General features: G+C 50.7%; 15 protein-coding genes. 12 read left to right on the forward strand and 3 right to left on the reverse strand.

Features of this window, described 5'->3' with window-relative positions; translation table 11 throughout:
* The first annotated feature begins 71 nt into the window (after positions 1 to 71).
* From FHS30_RS16140 to FHS30_RS16150, 3 genes are all read left to right on the forward strand, one after another.
* Complete coding sequence (locus tag FHS30_RS16140) at positions 72 to 1,415, forward strand: MFS transporter (protein ID WP_343049244.1); 1,344 nt, start codon at positions 72 to 74, stop codon at positions 1,413 to 1,415.
* A gap of 83 nt (positions 1,416 to 1,498) precedes the next feature.
* Complete coding sequence (ssb, locus tag FHS30_RS16145; protein ID WP_183911563.1) at positions 1,499 to 2,041, forward strand: single-stranded DNA-binding protein; 543 nt, start codon at positions 1,499 to 1,501, stop codon at positions 2,039 to 2,041.
* A gap of 104 nt (positions 2,042 to 2,145) precedes the next feature.
* Positions 2,146 to 3,555 carry a mannose-1-phosphate guanylyltransferase/mannose-6-phosphate isomerase gene (locus tag FHS30_RS16150; protein ID WP_183911564.1) on the forward strand — a complete coding sequence of 470 codons (1,410 nt, stop codon included), beginning with the start codon at positions 2,146 to 2,148 and terminating at the stop codon, positions 3,553 to 3,555.
* On the opposite strand, the gene FHS30_RS16155 is transcribed toward FHS30_RS16150, so the two are convergent.
* From FHS30_RS16155 to tviB, 3 genes are read right to left on the reverse strand one after another with little or no spacing between them, the layout of a single operon-like run.
* Positions 3,540 to 4,460, reverse strand: a complete 921-nt coding sequence (locus FHS30_RS16155) for an XrtA system polysaccharide deacetylase (protein WP_183911565.1) — start codon at positions 4,458 to 4,460, stop codon at positions 3,540 to 3,542. The two genes, FHS30_RS16150 and FHS30_RS16155, sit on opposite strands and share 16 nt — an antisense overlap.
* 15 nt (positions 4,461 to 4,475) lie before the next feature.
* Complete coding sequence (locus tag FHS30_RS16160; RefSeq protein ID WP_183911566.1) at positions 4,476 to 5,483, reverse strand: NAD-dependent epimerase; 1,008 nt, start codon at positions 5,481 to 5,483, stop codon at positions 4,476 to 4,478.
* A gap of 51 nt (positions 5,484 to 5,534) precedes the next feature.
* A complete protein-coding gene (tviB, locus tag FHS30_RS16165) occupies positions 5,535 to 6,809 on the reverse strand; it encodes a Vi polysaccharide biosynthesis UDP-N-acetylglucosamine C-6 dehydrogenase TviB (protein ID WP_183911567.1) in 1,275 nt (424 codons plus the stop codon).
* A 240-nt stretch (positions 6,810 to 7,049) separates the two neighbouring features.
* On the opposite strand from tviB, the gene FHS30_RS16170 reads away from it, so the two are divergent.
* From FHS30_RS16170 to FHS30_RS16210, 9 genes are all read left to right on the forward strand, one after another.
* Entirely contained in the window at positions 7,050 to 8,471 is a 1,422-nt protein-coding gene (locus FHS30_RS16170; RefSeq protein WP_183911568.1) for a TIGR03013 family XrtA/PEP-CTERM system glycosyltransferase, read from the forward strand.
* 126 nt (positions 8,472 to 8,597) lie between these two features.
* The gene (locus FHS30_RS16175; protein WP_425502409.1) at positions 8,598 to 9,116 is read left to right on the forward strand and encodes an XrtA/PEP-CTERM system exopolysaccharide export protein; all 519 of its coding nucleotides are present in this window, start codon (positions 8,598 to 8,600) and stop codon (positions 9,114 to 9,116) included.
* A 30-nt stretch (positions 9,117 to 9,146) separates the two neighbouring features.
* Positions 9,147 to 10,658, forward strand: a complete 1,512-nt coding sequence (locus tag FHS30_RS16180) for an XrtA system polysaccharide chain length determinant (RefSeq protein ID WP_246341400.1) — start codon at positions 9,147 to 9,149, stop codon at positions 10,656 to 10,658.
* Between the two features lie 9 nt (positions 10,659 to 10,667).
* Positions 10,668 to 11,942, forward strand: coding sequence for a CpsD/CapB family tyrosine-protein kinase (locus tag FHS30_RS16185; protein ID WP_183911570.1), 1,275 nt, complete (start codon positions 10,668 to 10,670; stop codon positions 11,940 to 11,942).
* Between the two features lie 168 nt (positions 11,943 to 12,110).
* Positions 12,111 to 13,295, forward strand: a complete 1,185-nt coding sequence (locus FHS30_RS16190) for a porin family protein (RefSeq protein WP_183911571.1) — start codon at positions 12,111 to 12,113, stop codon at positions 13,293 to 13,295.
* Positions 13,296 to 13,322: 27 nt separating this feature from the next.
* Positions 13,323 to 15,968 carry a tetratricopeptide repeat protein gene (locus tag FHS30_RS16195; RefSeq protein WP_183911572.1) on the forward strand — a complete coding sequence of 882 codons (2,646 nt, stop codon included), beginning with the start codon at positions 13,323 to 13,325 and terminating at the stop codon, positions 15,966 to 15,968.
* Positions 15,969 to 15,996: 28 nt separating this feature from the next.
* Positions 15,997 to 17,136, forward strand: coding sequence for an acyltransferase family protein (locus FHS30_RS16200; RefSeq protein ID WP_183911573.1), 1,140 nt, complete (start codon positions 15,997 to 15,999; stop codon positions 17,134 to 17,136).
* A gap of 4 nt (positions 17,137 to 17,140) precedes the next feature.
* Complete coding sequence (locus FHS30_RS16205) at positions 17,141 to 18,166, forward strand: GNAT family N-acetyltransferase (protein WP_183911574.1); 1,026 nt, start codon at positions 17,141 to 17,143, stop codon at positions 18,164 to 18,166.
* Positions 18,166 to 19,074, forward strand: a complete 909-nt coding sequence (locus tag FHS30_RS16210) for a glycosyltransferase family 2 protein (RefSeq protein ID WP_183911575.1) — start codon at positions 18,166 to 18,168, stop codon at positions 19,072 to 19,074. Before FHS30_RS16205 ends, FHS30_RS16210 begins: the two co-directional genes overlap by 1 nt.
* Position 19,075: the final 1 nt, after the last annotated feature.

The following is a 19,075-nucleotide window of genomic DNA, read 5'->3' on the forward strand; positions in this document are numbered from 1 at the left end:
CCCCGCAGAGCGCCAGCTTTTGCTAGAATGGCCGGCTCATCTCCGAATCAGTGAACAAGGTTAGTGCATCCGTGAACCCCCCTTTTGAACGCCAAGCCGTTTTGCCATTGGCCGGCCTCTATGTATTCAGAATGCTGGGATTGTTTATGGTGTTGCCGGTCTTGTCCCTATATGGCCAGTCGTACCAAGGCGCAACGCCAGCGCTATTGGGGTTGGCCCTCGGCGTCTACGGCTTCAGCCAAGCCATGCTTCAGATTCCGTTCGGCTTTTTGTCTGACAAAATCGGCCGCAAGCCCATGATTGCCTTTGGGTTGATCCTCTTTGGGTTGGGCAGCGTGGTGGCGGCGACGGCGGACAGCGTATATGGGCTCATATTGGGTCGTTTCCTTCAGGGCTGCGGGGCTATCGCCAGCGTGATTATGGCCTTAGTAGCGGATTTAACTGCCGAGGAAAACCGTACCAAAGCCATGGCGTTAATAGGTGCATCCATAGGTGTTTCCTTTGCATTGGCGCTGATACTGGGCCCTTTGGTGACCGAGAGTGTTGGGCTGTCGGGGCTGTTTTGGGCGACCGCAGGCTTTTCGATTGTGGGCTTGTGGTTGCTGTGGCGGCGTGTTCCCCAGCCCCCGCCACTGCGGCAGCCGAAAGATCGCGAGTGGCGCACGGTATTGCGAGACGCAGAGCTGTGGCGTTTGAATTTCGGTATTTTTGCGCTGCATTTTGTCTTGATGGCGGCATTTATCGTGCTGCCACGCTATTTAGAGCTCAATGGCTGGGGGCGGGAAGTGCATGGCTGGATCTATTTGCCAGTTATGTTGTTGTCCTTCCTCGCGATGCTGCCCTTTATGATTTTGGGGGAGCGGATGGGCAAGGTTAAGCTCGTCTATACATCGGCCATTGGGTTGTTGCTGTGTGTTCAGCTGGGCCTGTGGGGGTTGTCTGGGTCTGCAGTCACCGCAGTTGTAGCCCTGTTCGCGTTTTTCATGGCGTTCAATTTGCTGGAGGCCACGTTGCCCTCGTGGGTAAGTAAGGTAGCTTCGCCAGAATTAAAAGGCACTGCGACAGGCGTTTATTCAACCTGGCAGTTCACCGGAGCCTTTTTAGGCGGCGCTGTGGGTGGTTGGGTGCTTCAGGTGGCGGGCATGGCAGCCGTGTTTGGCTTGTGCGCGGTGGTGCTGTTGCTTTGGTTGATAGTATCGTTATTTCAAACGCCGCCGGCGAAGCCCGTTCGCTACAGTGTGCGGCTACCCAAAGAAGGGGATCAGCTGGCGCTGCAAGGGTTGGCCGAAATGCCGGGGGTCAAACAGGTGACTTGGGTCGATAGCGATTGTGTGGCGCTGGTCCAAGTGGATGGCCGGACCTTCAATACGGCCCTGTTGGCGAGCTATGAATGGCGCCCGGCAGAATCCGTTTAATATAACTCGACACGTTAATGGGCCGATGTTTAGATGGCCTCAAAATTAGAACATTACCAAATTGATAAAGAGGGGAATGCAACATGGCTAGAGGCATTAATAAGGTAATTTTGGTTGGCAACCTCGGGCAAGACCCAGAAACCAAATACATGCCCAGTGGTGGCGCAGTGACCAACGTGAGCATTGCCACGTCGGAATCTTGGAAAGACAAAAACACTGGCCAGCAGCAAGAGCGCACCGAGTGGCATCGCGTCGTATTCTTTAATCGCCTGGCTGAGATTGCGGGCGAGTATTTGAAAAAGGGCAGCAAAGTCTACGTCGAAGGCTCACTGCGTACCCGCAAGTGGCAGGGCCAAGACGGCCAAGATCGCTACACCACAGAGATCGTCGCTAGCGAAATGCAAATGCTGGACAGTCGAGGTGAGGGCGGATTCAGTCAGGGCGGTTACGATCAAAGTAATCAAAATCAAGCCCCCCAGCAGCGCCAGCCAGCGCCACAGCAAGGTGGCTATCAGCAGCCACCACAGGCGGCCCCGCAGCAGGCGCCTCAACAACAAGCGCCGCAGCAGCAATCAGCGCCTCAGGCGGGTGGATTTGATAGCTTTGATGACGATATTCCCTTCTAGGAATTTCCTGAGTTCGGATGAAATAACCAAAGGGTTTGGCTGCGCGCAAAATCATGTGACGCCAGCGTTATATTGACTGCCGTAAGCAGTTAAAAGGATTTTTTATGACACACCACATTGTTCCGGTAATTTTGGCTGGCGGCGTCGGCAGTCGTTTATGGCCGCTCTCTCGTTCTCGCTACCCTAAGCAGTGCATCGATTTGCAGGGGGCGGGTGATAGCTTGCTTCAAGCCACGCTAAAGCGTTGTGCGATAACAAATGAAGCCCCCGTGTTGCTGTGCAATGAAGAGCACCGTTTTTTAATTGCGGAGCAGGCGCGAGCAATCGGGGTAACGCCAAAAAGTATTTTGCTGGAGCCAGAAGGTAAAAATACCGCGCCGGCAATTGCTGCAGCCGCTTGGATGTTGGCGCAGGAGCAGCCAGAGGCCATCATGCTGGTGTTGCCGTCTGACCATGTGATCAGCGATGCCAATCTATTTGGAGCAAAAGTTGCGCAAGGTGCGGAGCTAGCGGCGGCAGGTGATCTCGTAACCTTTGGTATAGAGCCGAGTGAGCCCGAAACGGGCTACGGTTACATTCGAGCGGCCACCGGTGAAGAAGTCTCGGCAGTGGCAGAATTCGTTGAAAAGCCCAGCCTAGAAAAAGCCACGGCCTATGTTGCTGATGGTAATTATTTATGGAACAGCGGCATGTTTATGTTTCGCGCAGATGCGTATCTGCGCGAGCTTGCCGCGTTTGAGCCAGAAATTCACGCCTTGACTCAGGCGGCACTTAGCGAAGCACAGACCGATCTTACGTTTACTCGCTTGGCGGCAGAGCCATTTAGTCGATTGCAATCTATTTCAATCGATTACGCAGTGATGGAGCGCACTGATCGTGCGCAAGTAGTGCGCTTTCCTGCGATTTGGAATGATGTGGGCAGTTGGTCTGCGTTGTGGAGTATCAGTCAGCCAGACGCCGATAATAATGTATTGCGTGGCGATGCCTTGACGGTTGATTGTCACAACACCCTGATTCACTCGCAGTCCAGACTCGTTACTGCGGTGGGTGTTGACGACCTTGTGATTGTGGAAACAGACGACGCAGTGATGGTAACCCGCGCTGATCGTGCGCAGGAAGTCAAAAAAATAGTTGATAAGCTTGCGCGCGCAGGGCGGCCAGAAGTGGATTGGCACCGGGAAGTGCATCGTCCGTGGGGCAAGTATCATGGGTTGGTGATCGATGGGCGTTATCAGGTGAAGCGAATTACCGTGAATCCAGGTCAGAAGCTATCAACGCAAATGCATTATCACAGGGCAGAGCACTGGGTTGTGGTGTCGGGAACGGCGAAAGTGCGAGTGGGCGATAAAGAGCAGTTGATTAGCGAGAATGAGTCCACCTATATCCCTATTGGTGACATCCACTCTCTCGAAAACCCAGGCAAAATTCCCTTGGAGTTGATTGAGATTCAAACCGGCGGATATCTGGGTGAAGATGATATCGTTCGTTTTGATGATCGCTACGGGCGCAGCTGAAAACTGTTTTTCGCTCCATCACGTAGGTCTAACACTTGCGTGATGGGCGCGTCGCGCAGGCTGTCGCTAAGCGTGCCAAAGGGAAAGTCGTTAATTAACATTTCCAATCTATTTTTGCAGCGCGATAAATTGGTGTAGTGCCGAAATCGTGAAAACCAGCTGGCGCCCGGAACGCGTGGTTGATCGGGATCGATTTCCCACGGGTGCAAGTAAAAAATTTGCGGCTTAGCTTGGTTGTTGCTCGCGCGATTGAAGAGCCAGCGCGATAGCGCGTATGGGTACTGGCGGAAATAGCCGCCACCGGCTGCCGGTATGGATTGCCCCAGCACTTTTGCAGTTGTCAGGGGGAATTCAGTCAGAGTTGCCCCCGATTGCGTAATAATTGTGTAGGGCTCCTCGGGGCTGCCGGGAATGCCGTAGTTGTCATGGCGTGTTGGGAATATGCTGGAGTCCCAAGTAAAGCCCTGGTCGGCCAATATATCTAACGCCCATAATGATTGGCGCGTAATCGAGTAGCTGGCAGCGCGATAACCCTTTACCGCCGCGCCGGTTAAATCTTCTAAAATTTGTTTTGAACGCCTTGTCTCCTCGCGGAAAACGTCAGGGGTTTGCTTGTAGATTAATTGATGGCTATAGCCGTGTGAGGCTATTTCGTGCCCCGCATTATGTATGCGCTGAACAAGCTCGGGGTGTCGCTCGGCTACCCAACCCAAAATAAAAAAAGTTATTTTTAAATTGGCGTCATTAAATAGCTGGAGTAATTCGTCCGTGTTGCGTTCGACGCGGCTGGGCCACTGATCCCAATCTTTTGGGTCAATCACCTTGTTAAATGCGGCAACGTGAAAGTAGTCCTCCACGTCGACGGTCATGGCATGGGTAAGGCTGCGTTCTGCACCGGCTGTCATTGTGCTGTCCCTGCCTTAAACTTTGTAATAGTCGCGGTACCATTTCACAAAGCGTTCGACGCCCACTTCAATGGGGGTGCTGGGTTTATAGTCAACATCCTGAATTAGTGCATCAACATCTGCAAAGGTGTCTGGCACGTCGCCCGGTTGGAGCGGCAGCAGGTTTTTGGTGGCTTTTTTACCAAGGCAGTCTTCCAAAATTTCTATGTATCGCAATAGCTCTGTCGGATTATTGCTGCCGATATTGTACAGGCGGTAAGGCGCCTTTGATGTGGCTGGGTCGGGTGTGTCACCGTTCCAGTTGGTGTTGCTGGGAGCGGTGTGATCCAGCGTGCGCACAACGCCTTCTACAATGTCGTCAATATAGGTGAAGTCGCGACGGTGATTGCCATAGTTAAAAACATCGATGGGTTCGCCGGCCAAAATTTTCCGCGTGAAAATAAACAGCGCCATGTCGGGGCGACCCCAGGGGCCGTACACGGTGAAGAAGCGCAAGCCCGTGGTGGGGATGTTGAACAAATGGCTGTAAGTGTGGGCCATCAGCTCGTTCGTTTTTTTACTGGCTGCGTAAAGACTTACCGGGTGATCTACATTGTTGTGCACAGAAAACGGCATTGCCGTGTTGGCACCATAGACGGAGCTGCTGGATGCATAGACGAGGTGTTCTGTGCCGATGTGCCTACAGGCTTCCAGCACGTTCAGGAAGCCGGTGATGTTGGCATCTAGGTATGCCTGTGGATTTTCCAGTGAGTAGCGAACGCCCGCTTGAGCCGCTAAGTTAACCACGCGATCTGGCGCATAGTTTTTAAATGCGTTGTCTAAGCTCGGCTTGTCTTCGATGCTGAGTTGTTCGAACTGGAAACCTTCCCGTGACGTAAGGCGTGCAAGGCGCGCATGCTTTAACGTCACGTCGTAGTAGTCGTTTAAGTTATCTAAACCTAGCACTTCATCGCCGCGATCGAGCAGCCTATGTGCCAACGTAGAGCCAATAAATCCGGCGGCGCCGGTGATGAGTACTTTCATGTGTCGATCTCTAGAGCGAATTTGGGTGTAGCGACTGTAACTATGGGCGCATTAAAGGCGCGCATCCACCGCTGATTTGGGCAGTATGTGTTTTACGTCGTAAAGCACTGCACCATCTTTACCGAGTGCGCGTATCGCATCACCGCCCATATCGCGAAACTCGCGATGGCCGACACACAAAATAATGGCATCATAGGTAGATGCTTTTGGTGATTCGACCAACGTTAATCCGTATTCGTGTTGTGCGGCATCGGCGTCAACCCAAGGGTCGTAAACATCGATGTCTGCATGGTAGGTTTTTAATTCGGCAATGATGTCCACCACGCGGGTGTTGCGCAGATCTGGGCAGTTTTCTTTGAACGCAAGCCCCATGATAAGGATGCGACTGCCAACCACGTGGACCTTGCGCTGGGTCATGAGTTTGATGACGGATTCAGCAACAAATGCGCCCATGCCATCGTTAATGCGCCGACCCGCCAGAATAACCTCGGGGTTATAGCCCACCTGTTGTGCGCGGTAAGTGAGGTAGTAGGGGTCCACACTGATGCAGTGGCCGCCTACCAAGCCCGGGCGAAAAGGCAAAAAGTTCCACTTGGTGCCCGCGGCTTCCAACACTTCTAGGGTGTCGATGTCCAAGCGCTTAAAGATCAGCGCCAGTTCGTTAATGAGTGCGATATTGATGTCGCGCTGGGTGTTTTCAATAACTTTGGCAGCTTCGGCTACCTTAATGCTGCTCGCCTTATGGGTGCCGACGGTGACGATGCGTCGGTACAGGGCGTCGACATAGTCTGCAACTTCAGGCGTGGAGCCAGAAGTCACCTTGGTAATGTTGTGGACCCGGTGCTCTTTGTCGCCAGGGTTGATGCGCTCGGGGCTATAGCCGGCGAAGAAGTCTCGATTGTACGTAAGGCCAGAGATGCGCTCGATAATCGGGATGCACACTTCTTCGGTGCAGCCAGGGAATACCGTAGATTCAAAGATCACAATCGCGTTTTTTGCGATTACGCGGCCCAGCAGTTCGGAGGCCTTTTCGAGGGGCGTCAAATCGGGTTGTTTGGCCGCAGTTATAGGCGTTGGAACCGTTACGATATATACGTCTCGGTTTTTTATATCATTTTCGGTATAAGTAAAGTGCAGCTGCTGCGCTTCACCGAGTTCTTCACGGCTGATTTCGAGTGTGTGGTCACGACCGTCCTGTAGTGCCGTAACGCGCTCGGCGTGAATGTCGAACCCTAGGGTTGGCAGCTGTTTGCCAAATTCTACCGCTAGCGGTAGGCCTACGTAGCCTAAGCCGATAATACAAACGTTGGGGGAGCTTGGGAGCATGAGCCGCTGTCCTTAATTCTGGCACCATTCTGAGGCGCGTAAGTTACCACAATTTCGTGGAACCCGTGTATGACTGCGAACCAGAATTGGTCGAAAAATAATCATACTAAAGGTTCGGGCATTTGCCGAGAAAACAGATATAATGCTGGGCTGTATTGGTCGCAATATAGAGGGTGCGGCCAAAGAACAATGGGCTCGGTAGAGGCCCAAACAGGATGTATCTAGAAAAAGGGATTTAGGGTGTCATATATCCGCCTCAATAAACACTATATCCACCAGCACTTTGTCGTGCTTGGTGCTGTTGAAACCTGCTTGCTCATCGGCGTCGCGTGGGTTGCCCAGCATCTTCAGCTGTTGCTATTGGATGCCTCGCCTGGCTGGTCCCTAAGCCTAGGGGAGCTGGCCCCGCTCCTGCTTTTTGCCTTTATTTTGAGTTGTTGCACCCTGTCTATGGGCGTGTACATCGCGCTCGTGCGTGAAGGGTACGCGAGCATGGTATTGCGTACTCTGGTGAGCTTCTTTCTGCTTGGCAGCTTGAGCCTTTACTTTGTCAACTTACTGGCCGGTGGCGACTTCATCGATCGCAGCTTGGTGTTCTGGGGCGTGTTGGCGGCGACCTTCGTGGTGTTCTGCGTAAGGGCGCTCTTCCTCGGCTTTGTGGATACCGCCAATTTGCGGCGTCGAGTGCTTGTGTTTGGTGCTGGCCAGCGGGCGCAGGCGCTGCTCACGGAGCTGGAGGCGGGCAGCAGCAGGCTCGGCGTGCGCGTAGTGGGCTGTGTGGCTAGCGCCGGTGATGAGATTAAAGTGGCTGCGCATCTAGTGCGTACAGAGCCCTCAGACTGGGTTGACTACGTCAAGCGAGAGCAAATATCTGAAATCGTAATTGCGCCAGATGAAAGTCGCCGTCAGTCGCAGGGCGCGGGCCTGCCGGTCAATGAGTTGCTAGATTGCAAAGTGGCAGGCGTCGGCTCAACGGACGTGCTGAGCTTTTGTGAGCGTGAACTGAACCGCATTGATGTCGATATGTTGCGACCCTCCTGGCTGCTCTTCTCTGACGGCTTTAAGAATTCCAAGCGCCATCTATTTATTAAGCGGGCCTTTGATTTAGTGGTATCGCTGTTATTTCTCGCGGTCTTGTGGCCCTTTATGCTGTTAACGGCCATCGCCGTGAAATTGGAAAGTCCTGGCAGCGTCCTGTATTCGCAGGAGCGAGTCGGGCTCAATGGGCGCGTATTCAAAATCTATAAATTTCGCAGCATGCGTCAAGATGCAGAAAAGGCTGGGCAAGCGGTTTGGGCGCAAAAAAATGATGCGCGAGTGACCCGCGTAGGTGCGTTCATTCGCAACACTCGCTTAGATGAGCTGCCACAACTTTACAACGTTATTATGGGCCACATGAGCTTTGTGGGCCCGCGGCCAGAACGGCCCCAGTTTGTTGAGCAATTAATAGAAGAAATTCCTTTCTACAGCACGCGCCACAAAGTTAAGCCCGGTTTAATGGGGTGGGCGCAGCTTAAGTATCCCTACGGTGCGTCAGTGGAGGATGCTAAAAACAAACTGGAATACGACCTCTACTACGCCAAGAACAAAAGCTTTTTTATGGATATGCTTATTTTGGTACAAACGGTAGAAATAATATTGCTAGGAAAAGGGGTGCACTGAATGAACCGGCTTTGGGGGAATGGAAAAATGTTGAAAGTGACGAAGTGGTGTGTCGTGTTAGTGGGCGCCATGTTGGCTGTGGCCTGTGCGAGCAATAAATCCGTTGCACCGCCGCCTGTGGCAACCATGAGCGACGTTCAGGAGTATCGCATTGGTGTGGGTGATGCACTGCAAATCAACGTGTGGCGCAACCAAGAGTTGTCTCTGGCGGTGCCGGTTCGGCCCGATGGAAAAATCTCCATGCCCCTTGTGGGCGACATTGTCGCTGCCGGCCTTACGCCCATCGAATTGTCCGACAATATTGTAGTGGGCTTGAAAAGCTACGTAAGAAACCCGCAGGTAACGGTGATCGTAGCGAATCCAAGCAGCTCGGATTTTCAGCGCCGTGTTCGAATTACTGGTGCAGTTCAGGCGCCCCAATCAATTCCCTTTCGCGAAGGCATGACCGTTCTCGATCTCGTGCTGATGGCGGGTGGTGCAAATGATTTTGCATCGTCTAACAACGCAAAACTGTACAGAAAAATAAACGGTGAGATGAAAATATTCCCCGTTCGATTAGACGATCTGCTCAATAAAGGCGATGTCAGCACCAATTACCCATTGCAGCCGTCAGACATCGTAACGGTGCCAGAGCGCGTTTTTTAATTCTTTATCGGCAAAGTGCCAAGAGTTTGAATGATGGATAAGGTTTATTTAAAGGAAATGCTGGCTGCTGTGAAGGCGGAGTTTATTCGCTTTCGAGTATCCGTGATCAGCGTTTTCTTGGTGGTAAGTTTTCTGGTGTTAGGTGTGGGCATGCTGTGGCCCAGCAAATACACCACCAGTGTGGTGCTTTACTCAGATGTCACCAACATCATTGAGCCCTTGCTTAAAGGTCGCGCTGCGGTAACCGATGTCGATCACTCGCAGCAAGCGCGTGAAATCATTTATGCACGCATCATCATGGAGGCAGCCGCTAAAGAGGTCGGTATGATCGACCAAAATAGCCTACCAGAAGAAAAAGATCGGGCGATTAAGAAAATCCGGGCAGGGCTAAAAGTAAAGCCAGATAAAAACAATTATTTTACGGTGAGCTACTCAGACCCCTCGCCCGATCAGTCCTTTGAGTTGTTGTATGCCATTACTTCCGCATTCATAGAGAACACGGAAAAGAAAAAGCGTGAAGAAAGCCTGGGCGCCTTTAACTTTATCGACGCTCAAGTGCAGTCATACAAGCGCCAGCTAGAGCTTGCCGAAGAGCGCCTCAAAGATTTTAAGTCTAAAAATCTGGATGGCACCGAGGCGTCTGTCGCCGCGCGCATGGGTCAGCTCCGAATAGATATTGAAACGCTGACCATCGGAATAGAAGAATCCCAATCTCGGATAAAAACAACTAAGCAGCAGCTGGCCGACGAGGGGCAGTACTTACAAGCGAAAGGCCAGGTCGATGAGTTGATGCGTCGTAGGCAGGCGCTTACCAATCAATTGGAACAAATGCTGCTGAGTTATCAAGAAAACTACCCAGACGTGATTTCACTGAGGAGCCAAATTGGTGAGCTCGATTCGCTGATAAATCAGGCCAAGCAAAGCGGTGAGGTCTACGGCAAAGATGTCGAGAACCCGCTGTATGAAGAACTCAGAAAGCAGCTCTCGCTGGCCGAGGTGGACTTGCGCGCGCAAGTGCGCCGAATGCAATCATTAGAGAAATTACTGGAGCAAGAAAAAGAGCGGGCCCAGCGAGTTGCAGCCAATCAGGCGCAGTTGTCGGAATTGACGCGTGACTACAATGTAACCCGCGATGTGTACGAAGAAATGCTCCAGCGCAAGGAGTCAGCACGACTGTCTATGACTCTCGATCAAGAGGGGCAGGGTGTTACCTACCGCATTCAAGACCCAGCGACATTTCCGCTGTCACCGTCGGGCATCAGTTACATCCATTTTGCGGTGGTCGGGCCTTTCCTAGGCTTGTTGGCGCCATTCGGATTAATCATGCTATTAATTTTGGTTGACCCGCACTTTCGGTCAGCACGTGTTTTGCAGCAGCAGTTGCCTCCTGAGATCGAGTTAGTGGGTGTTATCCCTCACTATGACTCTCCAATTGCTAGGCGAATCCTGCGCAAAGATATATTGCTCTTGGCTCTATTAGCGGTGTTGGCCATGGCTGCCTATGCGGGGTTGGCGGTTTATTGGTATGAGGTTGCACTTTAAGTGACGCTTATGGGGCCATCTAATAAATCGTCGCTCAGTGAACGTAAAGTGGCGCCAACAGAGGCTAGGCAAACTGTGGCAGATGTAGAGCAACAATTTGCTAAGGCAGACAGTGCGCTAAAGCAGGGAGATATTGCGCAGGCAAAAGCCACCTTAGATCGTCTGTTGAAGGAGCATCCCACACACTTTAGGTCGCTGATGCTGCAAAGCGCGATTGCAATGGGAAAGGCGCAGTACTCAAAGGCGGAAATCTATGTCCGTGCGGCTTTAAAGACGCTGCCGAAAGAGAGCGTTATTAGTCTTGATAAAGCAGTTGCAATAACGCAATTGATTGAAGCGCTTACCAAACAGGGAAAGCACAGAGAGGCGCACGCCTTTTCGTTGATTCTTGGGGGCGGTGAAGATCAATCATTAGACGCATTGAAGGCAAGCGAAAGGTCGAGCGTCGTGCAACAAAAGGCTGAGCAGCGCAAGGGTGGACTGACCGACAAAGTGAAGAAAAAAATTGAGCAAGTTTTTGAAAAAGCCAAAAGCGCAGGGGCCGGCGAAATGCTAAAAGAAGTAAATGTCGAAAAGGCAATGTCAGGGGTATCGAAAGAGGCTGCCAATGCCAAAATTCAAGACATGGCGCCGGCACCCCTGTGGAATCACGATGAGCTTCATGAGCGCAAAGTTGTGTATGTGGGCATGCGCCAGCGGGCCGTGCTAAATGCCTTTCGTGAAGTACGGATTCGACTCTTACAGAAAAACAGTGGCGATAACATGGTGGTCATGGTGTCGTCGTTGAAAGAGGGCGGCGGCGGCAGTTTCTTTGCGTTTAATCTCGCAGCAACTTTTGCTTTAGATCCCCAAAAGACGGCGCTGTATGTGGACTGTAACCCCTACGATTCTTCGGCAGAGCGCTATGTGAATGGCGTCATTAATTTTGGCTTGTCGCAGTATTTAATGGACGACGAAATACAGCTTGAGCAAATTATCTATCCCTCAGGCGTTGAGCGCGTGCGGGTCATTCCAACTGCGGGTACCAATGAGTCTGCCGCAGAGTTGTTCAACTCTGAGCGAATGAAAACGTTTATCAGCGAAATCAAGGCACGCTATCCGGATCGCTTTATTATTTTAGATGCGCCATCTGTGGAATCATCTACTGAAGCCCGCATCTTGGCGCAACACTGTGATCAAGCGCTTTTGCTGGTACCGTTTGGCCGCACAACTGAAGATGAAGTGCTTTCGGGTATTGATGCAGTGGGTAAAAAACGTTTCGCCGGGTTGGTGTTTAACCACTAGAAGCTTAACCACTAAAAGCTTAACCGCTATGAGTCTAACCACAGGGGAGTGGGCATGATGACGCGTATACACAACATAATAATATTAGGGCTTGCGCCAGTGTTGTCCGCGCCAGTGCTGGCGCAAACATTGAGTGATTCCTCTCAGATTTTCGGTGGGACCCTGGGCGTGCAGACACAACTATCTGATAACGCCAGAAAGGCTGAAACCAACCAGCTTGAAGAGCGTCAAGACAGTATAAGCGCGTCGGTCACGGCAGATTGGCAGGGCGGTTGGGCCAGTGCTACCGCTGACTATCGATTGAATCACCAAAATTACGCGGAAGACTCCCAAGAGAATCGCAATACCTTAGAGGGTAATGCCGAGCTGAAGTTAGGCCGTGACAGTGACCCAGTGGATCTGATTATCAAACACAGCCAGCGCTCACAATATAACTCCCCGGCTGCAGCCGAAATTTCAGACAACCTGGACGATAGGCAAATTTATAGCGTCATCCCCAGTGCTAAATGGGCAATCTCAACTGTTGATCGTTTAGTACTGCAAGGCAATTTTGATGATGTTAGGTTTAAAGAGCAGTCTTTCAAAGACAGTGAGCGACGTGGGGGCATGGTCTATTGGAATCATCGCTTTTCTAATACCGACAGCCTGCAAGTTACTGCCGGAACCACAGAGGTTGAATATAAGAGCAGCGCGCTAGACAGCTATTCCAGCGACTACGCTCACCTTACCTACAGTGCCCAACTTAGAAGCCTGAGTTATAGCCTGATGGCGGGTGTCACTGAGGCCCAATTCGCAGACGGTGATGATGATTATCAAGCGCCGACCTATCGGGGTAATTTAATCTATCAGGCGGGCGCCCAGACGTTTTCTGTTACCGCCTACCAAGAAATTACGGATTCCTCTTACGGCGCAGGCAATACCGATGACCTGGTGCCGGGTGCAGACAATGATGGCGTAGGTGTGGACCAAATTGAACGGCAATTTGTCAGTGCCGACTGGCAGTCGGATTCCTTGTGTGGCCGCTGCTCATTCAAGCTGTTTGTGCACCTGCGCAACGATGATTACCGGCGCTTGGCCGAGGATGGCACACAGCGTGTTGTGGGCTCGAGCTTGGCGTATCGGATAAGCGAATACATGACCCTGTCCGGCAGGGTTAGTCGGGGGCGCGAGGCGTTTGACTCGCCCTCAAAAGCGGATTTTGATCGCGACAGCGCCGGGCTGCAATTGGAAAGTAAGATTGCAGCATCGGCTTCAGCAGCATTGTTTTATACCTTTGAGCGGCGCGCCTATGTGGACGGCGGCTCGAAGTATGATGTAAACGCCATTGGCGTGTCATTGAATTACACTTTTTAATTTGCTCAACGGATTGGCGGGTCAATCATGAAAACACACATAAAAAAATACGGTTTGTTACTGGTTTTGTCTGTCCTTGCTGTGGGTTGTAGCAATGACGCGCAAGAGAACGCAGAAAAGTCTGCGCGCCATCTAAAGTCGGCAACAGTGTATGAAGCCCAAGGGCAATACCGAGCTGCCATGTTGGAAGCGCGCAATGTCATACAGCTCAATCCAGATCAAGACGACGGCTATTTGGTGTTGGCCCGTATCTATAACAGCATTGGTGCTTTTGGTATGACCCAGAAGTTACTTGAGCCAAAAGTTGAAGCCGGTGCGACGTTATCGCCAGAGTTAGCAGTAGAGTTGGCCGAGTCCTACCTTGCCAGCAAAAAATTTCGTTCGGCCAGCAAATTATTGGAAACCGCTCAGTCGGCTGACTTGAATCCAGCCTTAGCGTTGGAACGCCAGCGTTTGTTGGGTGAGGCCTATTTGTACCTGAAGGATCAAAAAGCGTTTGATTCAGTGAAGGCTTCGCTCTCGAAACGCGGTGGACAGGAAGCACAAGTTGTTAGCTTGTTTTTAAGTGCCGCTGAAAGCCTCGCGAATAATAAGCCGGATCAGGCTGAGGCGTCCCTGAAAACATTGCTCTCTATTGATGCTAGCTATTTTGATGCGTTGACGCTCAGCGGCGATATATCAATGTATTACAATCGATTGGATGACGCTGAGCGTGCCTACACCAAGGCCATATCAGGATTGCCAACGACGGATGTGATGCTGGCAGACAAGGTATTCGTGTTAAAGCGCTTAATCGACACCTTGACACAACTTGGGCGCTCAGCAGAGGCCTTTACCTACCAGAAAATTCTGGCAGATGCGAACCCCGGTAGCTATGAAGCACAGCAGAAGTTTGAAGAGGCGCTGTCTTCCTACATAAGGGGCGATCTCGATACCGCGTCGGCAATCTTGAAAGAATTGCGAGAAGACTACCCGCAGGACAAGAACTCAGCCACATTGCTCGGTATGGTTGCACAGCAACAAGGTCAAAATGAGTATGCGTCGCAACTGTTTGATGAGTTTGTGGATACAGAAACTGCTGCGCCATCTGTAATACAAGCGGCTGCGCTTGCAAAAATAAACGCCAAGCGCTCCGGTGAAGCGATGGCGTTGTTAAAGGCCGCTGTTGAACAGCAACCCAACAATGCGGGTGTGCTGTCTACCTACGGTTTGGCGTTGGCGGAGTTGAATAACGATACCAACGAAGCAATGATCATGTTGGAGCGAAGTCTCGCGCTTAATCCGGACCAGCCGCGCTTGCGCATTGCCTTAGCGAAGAGTCACATTCAGAAAGACAACCTTCCCCAGGCTATCGCACAATTACAAAAGGCACACAAAGATGCGCCGGACGACTTCCTCATCCAGCAGGTGTATTACCGTACCCTCGCAGCAGCAGATAAAAAAGAAGAATTGCAGCAGCTCATAGAAAGCGATTTGGCTAAAAACCCAAGCAGCGCCAAGGCCATGTTTTTTAAAGGTTGGCTTGAGTTGGGTGCTAATCGCTACGCCCAAGCGAAAAATCACTTCGAGCGCGCCATTGCCAAAGATGATCCAACGACGAAAGGCTTGGCGTTTGCCGGCTTAGCTCAGGCCCATGCGGCCACGGGTAAATTGGTTGAGGCCACGCAGGCTTGGGAAGAAACCATAAAAATAAACCCCGCAGTATTGAGAGCCTACGGGCAGTGGTTAATAACGCTGCATCGCAGGGGGCAGATCGCACAAGCCGAGCAGCGCCTGGCCGACCTGAACATCGATGCAAAGTATTGGCAGCCAGACTACACCATGGCGCGGTTAGCGTTTGAGCAACGTAAGTTTGAAGCAGCGCTGGCGCTAGCGGAAAAGGCACTGTCGAAAAACGCCACCAATGCACAAGTTAAGATTTTAGCGGCAGAAGCGAGTCAGCAGGTAGGGTTTGCAAAGTACCAATTGGGCGATGTTCAAGGTGCGAAAGTGGCGATGCTGCGCGCGGTGCAATGGTCGCCAGAGAATGTGACTTACACGGCTAATCTAATCAAGATCGAATTGGACGCCGGCAACAGTGACGCCGCACAGAAAATACTGGATCAATACACGGGAAGCGAAAACGCGACCGTTGCAAAGCACTATTTGCAGGGCAAAATATTCGAGCAAAAGGGTAACCCGCAGCAAGCGCTGGGGTCCTATCAAGCAGCGTGGTCAATACAGCCCAGTGATCTTTCCGGTGAGGCAATTTTCAAATTACTGGCAGCCACCGCAAATAAGGGGGCTGATTTCCTAGAGCAGTGGAAGAGCGCGCTACCAGAGTCTAGCAAGCCCGTGCTGTTTCAAGCGATGACAATGCAAGGCGAAGGAAAATTGGACCAAGCCGAAAGCTTGTATCAAAAAGCCTTGGCGCTTGCCCCAGATATTCCCGCTGCATTGAATAATCTCGCCTGGATTTACCACGAGCGCGGTGATGAGCGCGCACTGCCCATGGCAAAGAAAGCATTTGAGCTTGCACCTAGCAGCGCGGCCATTATGGATACCTACGCGTGGATGCTGGTCGAGCAGGGCAATGTAAAAGAGGGGCATGCCATCTTAGAGCAGGCCTTAGCGCTAGCGCCAAACAATAAAGAAATTCAAGAGCACCTAGCTGCCGCGAAGGCAAAGTTGTAAGCGCCGGCAATATAAGGGTCGTTTGGGCATGGAGCAGGCGCTGAATAAAAGGGAGCGACTAGGCAGCGTGGATGGCATGCGCGGTATTGCCGCGCTCGCTGTAGTGCTCTTCCACCTAGGTGGCGCATTGCGCGAGCCATTGGCGGAAATACTGCCGGACTGGGTCATGATAGCGCTGTCCTATGGGTATTTGGGCGTGCCAATATTTTTTGTTATCAGTGGTTTAGTGATTTCACGAAATATAAAAGAGGGCATTGATAAGCGATACGCCGGTATGTTTATTCTGCGTCGCAGTCTTAGGTTAGATCCTACGTATTGGGCGGCAATTATAATTGCAATTTCGACGACACTCGCGAAATCATTCCTTTTCGATCAGCCTGTTAATTTGCCTAGTGTGAGTGGAGTGCTGCTGCATTTCGTTTACCTCCAGGACATTTTCACAGTCGAGCCAAGTATCTCCGTTGTATATTGGACGCTGTGTTTAGAGGTTCAGTTCTATCTATTTTTCTTGCTCAGCAAGTGGGCCTGCGAAAAAATAAGTACATTCCTTAGTAGACCCGCTGCCTTTATGCATGGCTCGATTATTCTGCTGGTGGCTTGTTGGTCGCTCGCTATCGATGTGAAAGTAATTGAATTCCCTTGGCCCGGCATTTTTGTTCGTTACTGGCATTACTTCTATTTAGGTGTATTGGTAAGTTGCTGCATATCTAGGGCGCCTTGGGCAAGAACTATCTTCACCATTTGGTGCGTAATACTTATTGCAAGTCAAATCGCAATAACGCCCTTAGCCTATATTCTGGCAGCATTACTCAGTGCGATAGGTTTTTATTCGCTTTGGAAGTTAGGACTTAGCAACCAGGTGCTAGTGTCAAAACCGCTACAATTCTTGGGCATGATTTCTTATAGCTTGTACCTCATTCACCCTGATATTGGCTGGAAATTCATATCTTTGAATAAGGCAGTTTTAGGTGAAAACTTAACTCCATGGATGGCACTTCTAATATTTTTGCTCGCGATTATGGTCAGCCTTTTTTCCGCTTTGATACTTTACAGGGTGGTAGAGCGGCCTTCTTTAAGCATTACCAATGCGTTAAGAACAAAGAGCCCAAGAATTCTATTGCAAGAGTGGAGAACCGGGTCGCAAGATCTGAAGGGTGCAGCAGGTTAAAAATATGAGTGACCAATCTGTGCCGGTAGTGTATGAATCCCCTAAATCACCTTTCAAAACCCGCGCCTGGCTAAATGCTTGGCTTTCTACTTACAGCGACAGTGCAAACATTCGAGTTCTGACTTTAACTCACAGCAATGCCGAATGTTTTGAGGGTAACTTCTATTTATCGCCGTTAAAGATGCGGGGAGTTAGATTCGAGCAGTTAGTGCCTGTGGGATGTAGTAATAACTATCTGGCTACACCAAGATCTGAATACAATTGTTTTAATGATGTTGCTGTACTTGGCGATCTACTTAATTATTTAAGGAAAAGTAGGTCTACTTGGCATCAACTATATCTACCAGATATGTCACCAAGTGCGGAGCTAGAAGAGGAGCTTGTAAAACTTTCACGAGAAACACGCTCGATGCTTTCTCAGGCAAAATGTGACCTTAGTTATCGAATTGCGCCCATGGCAGTAGAAAGCTACTTGGCACAGTTAAGCCGATCTACTCGAGCGCGTTATTTTGGCAACCGAAAGCGGCTATCGCAGCTGGGCGAGGTGCAGCTAAGGTCCTTACACCTAAATAACTGGGGAGATTTCGTAGAAATCCTGAACAGAATGCATCGAAATCGATGGATGCAAGACTGTTACAGTCAAGAAACAGCGCAGTTTATGCATGCGTTTTTAAGTGAGGGATTGGCCGAGGGAGTTCAGCCGCAGCTATCGGTAATGGAGGTGGAAGGGACTATCTGCTCTGTGCTGCTGGATATCACCTATGCTGGCACTCGCTATAATCTGCAATCCGGATTCATAGAGCGCTTTGCTACAAGCGTCCAGCTTGGTTCGTTGCACTTAGGATACGCTATAGAAGAAGCGCTTAACTTGGGGCTTGGTTACGATTTCTTAGCCGGCACAGGTCGTAAAGATAATTACAAAGCGAAAATCGCCACACAGTGCGTGCCGTTGACGACCTACCGATTGGAGCGAGGATTGTTAGGCTACGCAAGAAAAGTCAATCAATGGATCACGAGAGGCAGCCACTGATGACTGTGCAGCCACAAGTGAGTGTAGTGATGTCTGCGTACAACACTGCCGAATACATTGGTGCAGCAATTGATTCCGTTCTAAACCAAACGGTTTCGAATTTGGAGCTAATTGTCGTTGATGATGGCTCAACCGATCAAACGGCAACCGTAATAGAGCGTTATCTTTCCAGTGGGCGTGTTTACTATAAGAAAATTGAAAATAGTGGGAGTCCCAATGCGCGAAACGTCGGGATCAAAATGGCAAAGGCGCCCTATATTGCCTTTATAGATTCTGATGATCTCTGGCCATTGGATAAGCTGGATCGACAGTTAGCCATTATCACAAAGGTAAGGGATACCGCAGTACTGGGAGCTGTTCAGCGTTTTTTAATTACAGAAACAGGTGATCGGCAATTGCTATCTACCAGTTACCCACCTGAAAAGCTCACTAATACTCAATATCTTGATGCCTTGCTCAGCTTAGGGCTTAACCAAATGTCGTGCTTCAACACAATTCTAGCGCCTACAGAGATAATACAGCGCGAAGGGTTGTGGGACCCAAGGTTTAAAACAGCGCACGATTGGGAGAATTGGCTGCGACTAAGCAAGGCGCTTGATTTCAAGGCTATACAAGAACCATTGTACTTCTATAGAAAGCACCCAACTAGCACGACGCGAAAAAACAGTTACAGCACTGCGCTGCGCCACCAAATCAATGTAGTTGATAAATATGTGCCTAAGGGGCTGTGGGGCCTGCTCAAGGCTAGGAGATATAAAGCGCGCCGCTATGAGCCTTTTATCAACGCCGCCATTGATGATGGCTTGCGGTTTCAGGCATTTGTTGTATTTCTTCGGTCAATATCGGACTCGAATCTCGTCTTTTCCAGAAGTGGATTACGTGTTCTAAAACGAATTTTGTTAGGTTAAC

The sequence above is a fragment of the Simiduia aestuariiviva genome, assembly GCF_014192475.1.
Classification (GTDB): Bacteria; Pseudomonadota; Gammaproteobacteria; order Pseudomonadales; family Cellvibrionaceae; genus Simiduia; species Simiduia aestuariiviva.

Bases quoted from the DNA above. Each gene is read 5' to 3' on its own strand.
- ssb (WP_183911563.1), top strand. From the start codon at position 1,499: ATGGCTAGAGGCATTAATAAGGTAATTTTGGTTGGCAACCTCGGGCAA.
- FHS30_RS16150 (WP_183911564.1), top strand. From the start codon at position 2,146: ATGACACACCACATTGTTCCGGTAATTTTGGCTGGCGGCGTCGGCAGT.
- FHS30_RS16155 (WP_183911565.1), bottom strand. From the start codon at position 4,460: ATGACAGCCGGTGCAGAACGCAGCCTTACCCATGCCATGACCGTCGAC.
- FHS30_RS16160 (WP_183911566.1), bottom strand. From the start codon at position 5,483: ATGAAAGTACTCATCACCGGCGCCGCCGGATTTATTGGCTCTACGTTG.
- tviB (WP_183911567.1), bottom strand. From the start codon at position 6,809: ATGCTCCCAAGCTCCCCCAACGTTTGTATTATCGGCTTAGGCTACGTA.
- FHS30_RS16175 (WP_425502409.1), top strand. From the start codon at position 8,598: ATGAGCGACGTTCAGGAGTATCGCATTGGTGTGGGTGATGCACTGCAA.
- FHS30_RS16180 (WP_246341400.1), top strand. From the start codon at position 9,147: ATGATGGATAAGGTTTATTTAAAGGAAATGCTGGCTGCTGTGAAGGCG.
- FHS30_RS16185 (WP_183911570.1), top strand. From the start codon at position 10,668: ATGGGGCCATCTAATAAATCGTCGCTCAGTGAACGTAAAGTGGCGCCA.
- FHS30_RS16195 (WP_183911572.1), top strand. From the start codon at position 13,323: ATGAAAACACACATAAAAAAATACGGTTTGTTACTGGTTTTGTCTGTC.
- FHS30_RS16200 (WP_183911573.1), top strand. From the start codon at position 15,997: ATGGAGCAGGCGCTGAATAAAAGGGAGCGACTAGGCAGCGTGGATGGC.
- FHS30_RS16205 (WP_183911574.1), top strand. From the start codon at position 17,141: ATGAGTGACCAATCTGTGCCGGTAGTGTATGAATCCCCTAAATCACCT.
- FHS30_RS16210 (WP_183911575.1), top strand. From the start codon at position 18,166: ATGACTGTGCAGCCACAAGTGAGTGTAGTGATGTCTGCGTACAACACT.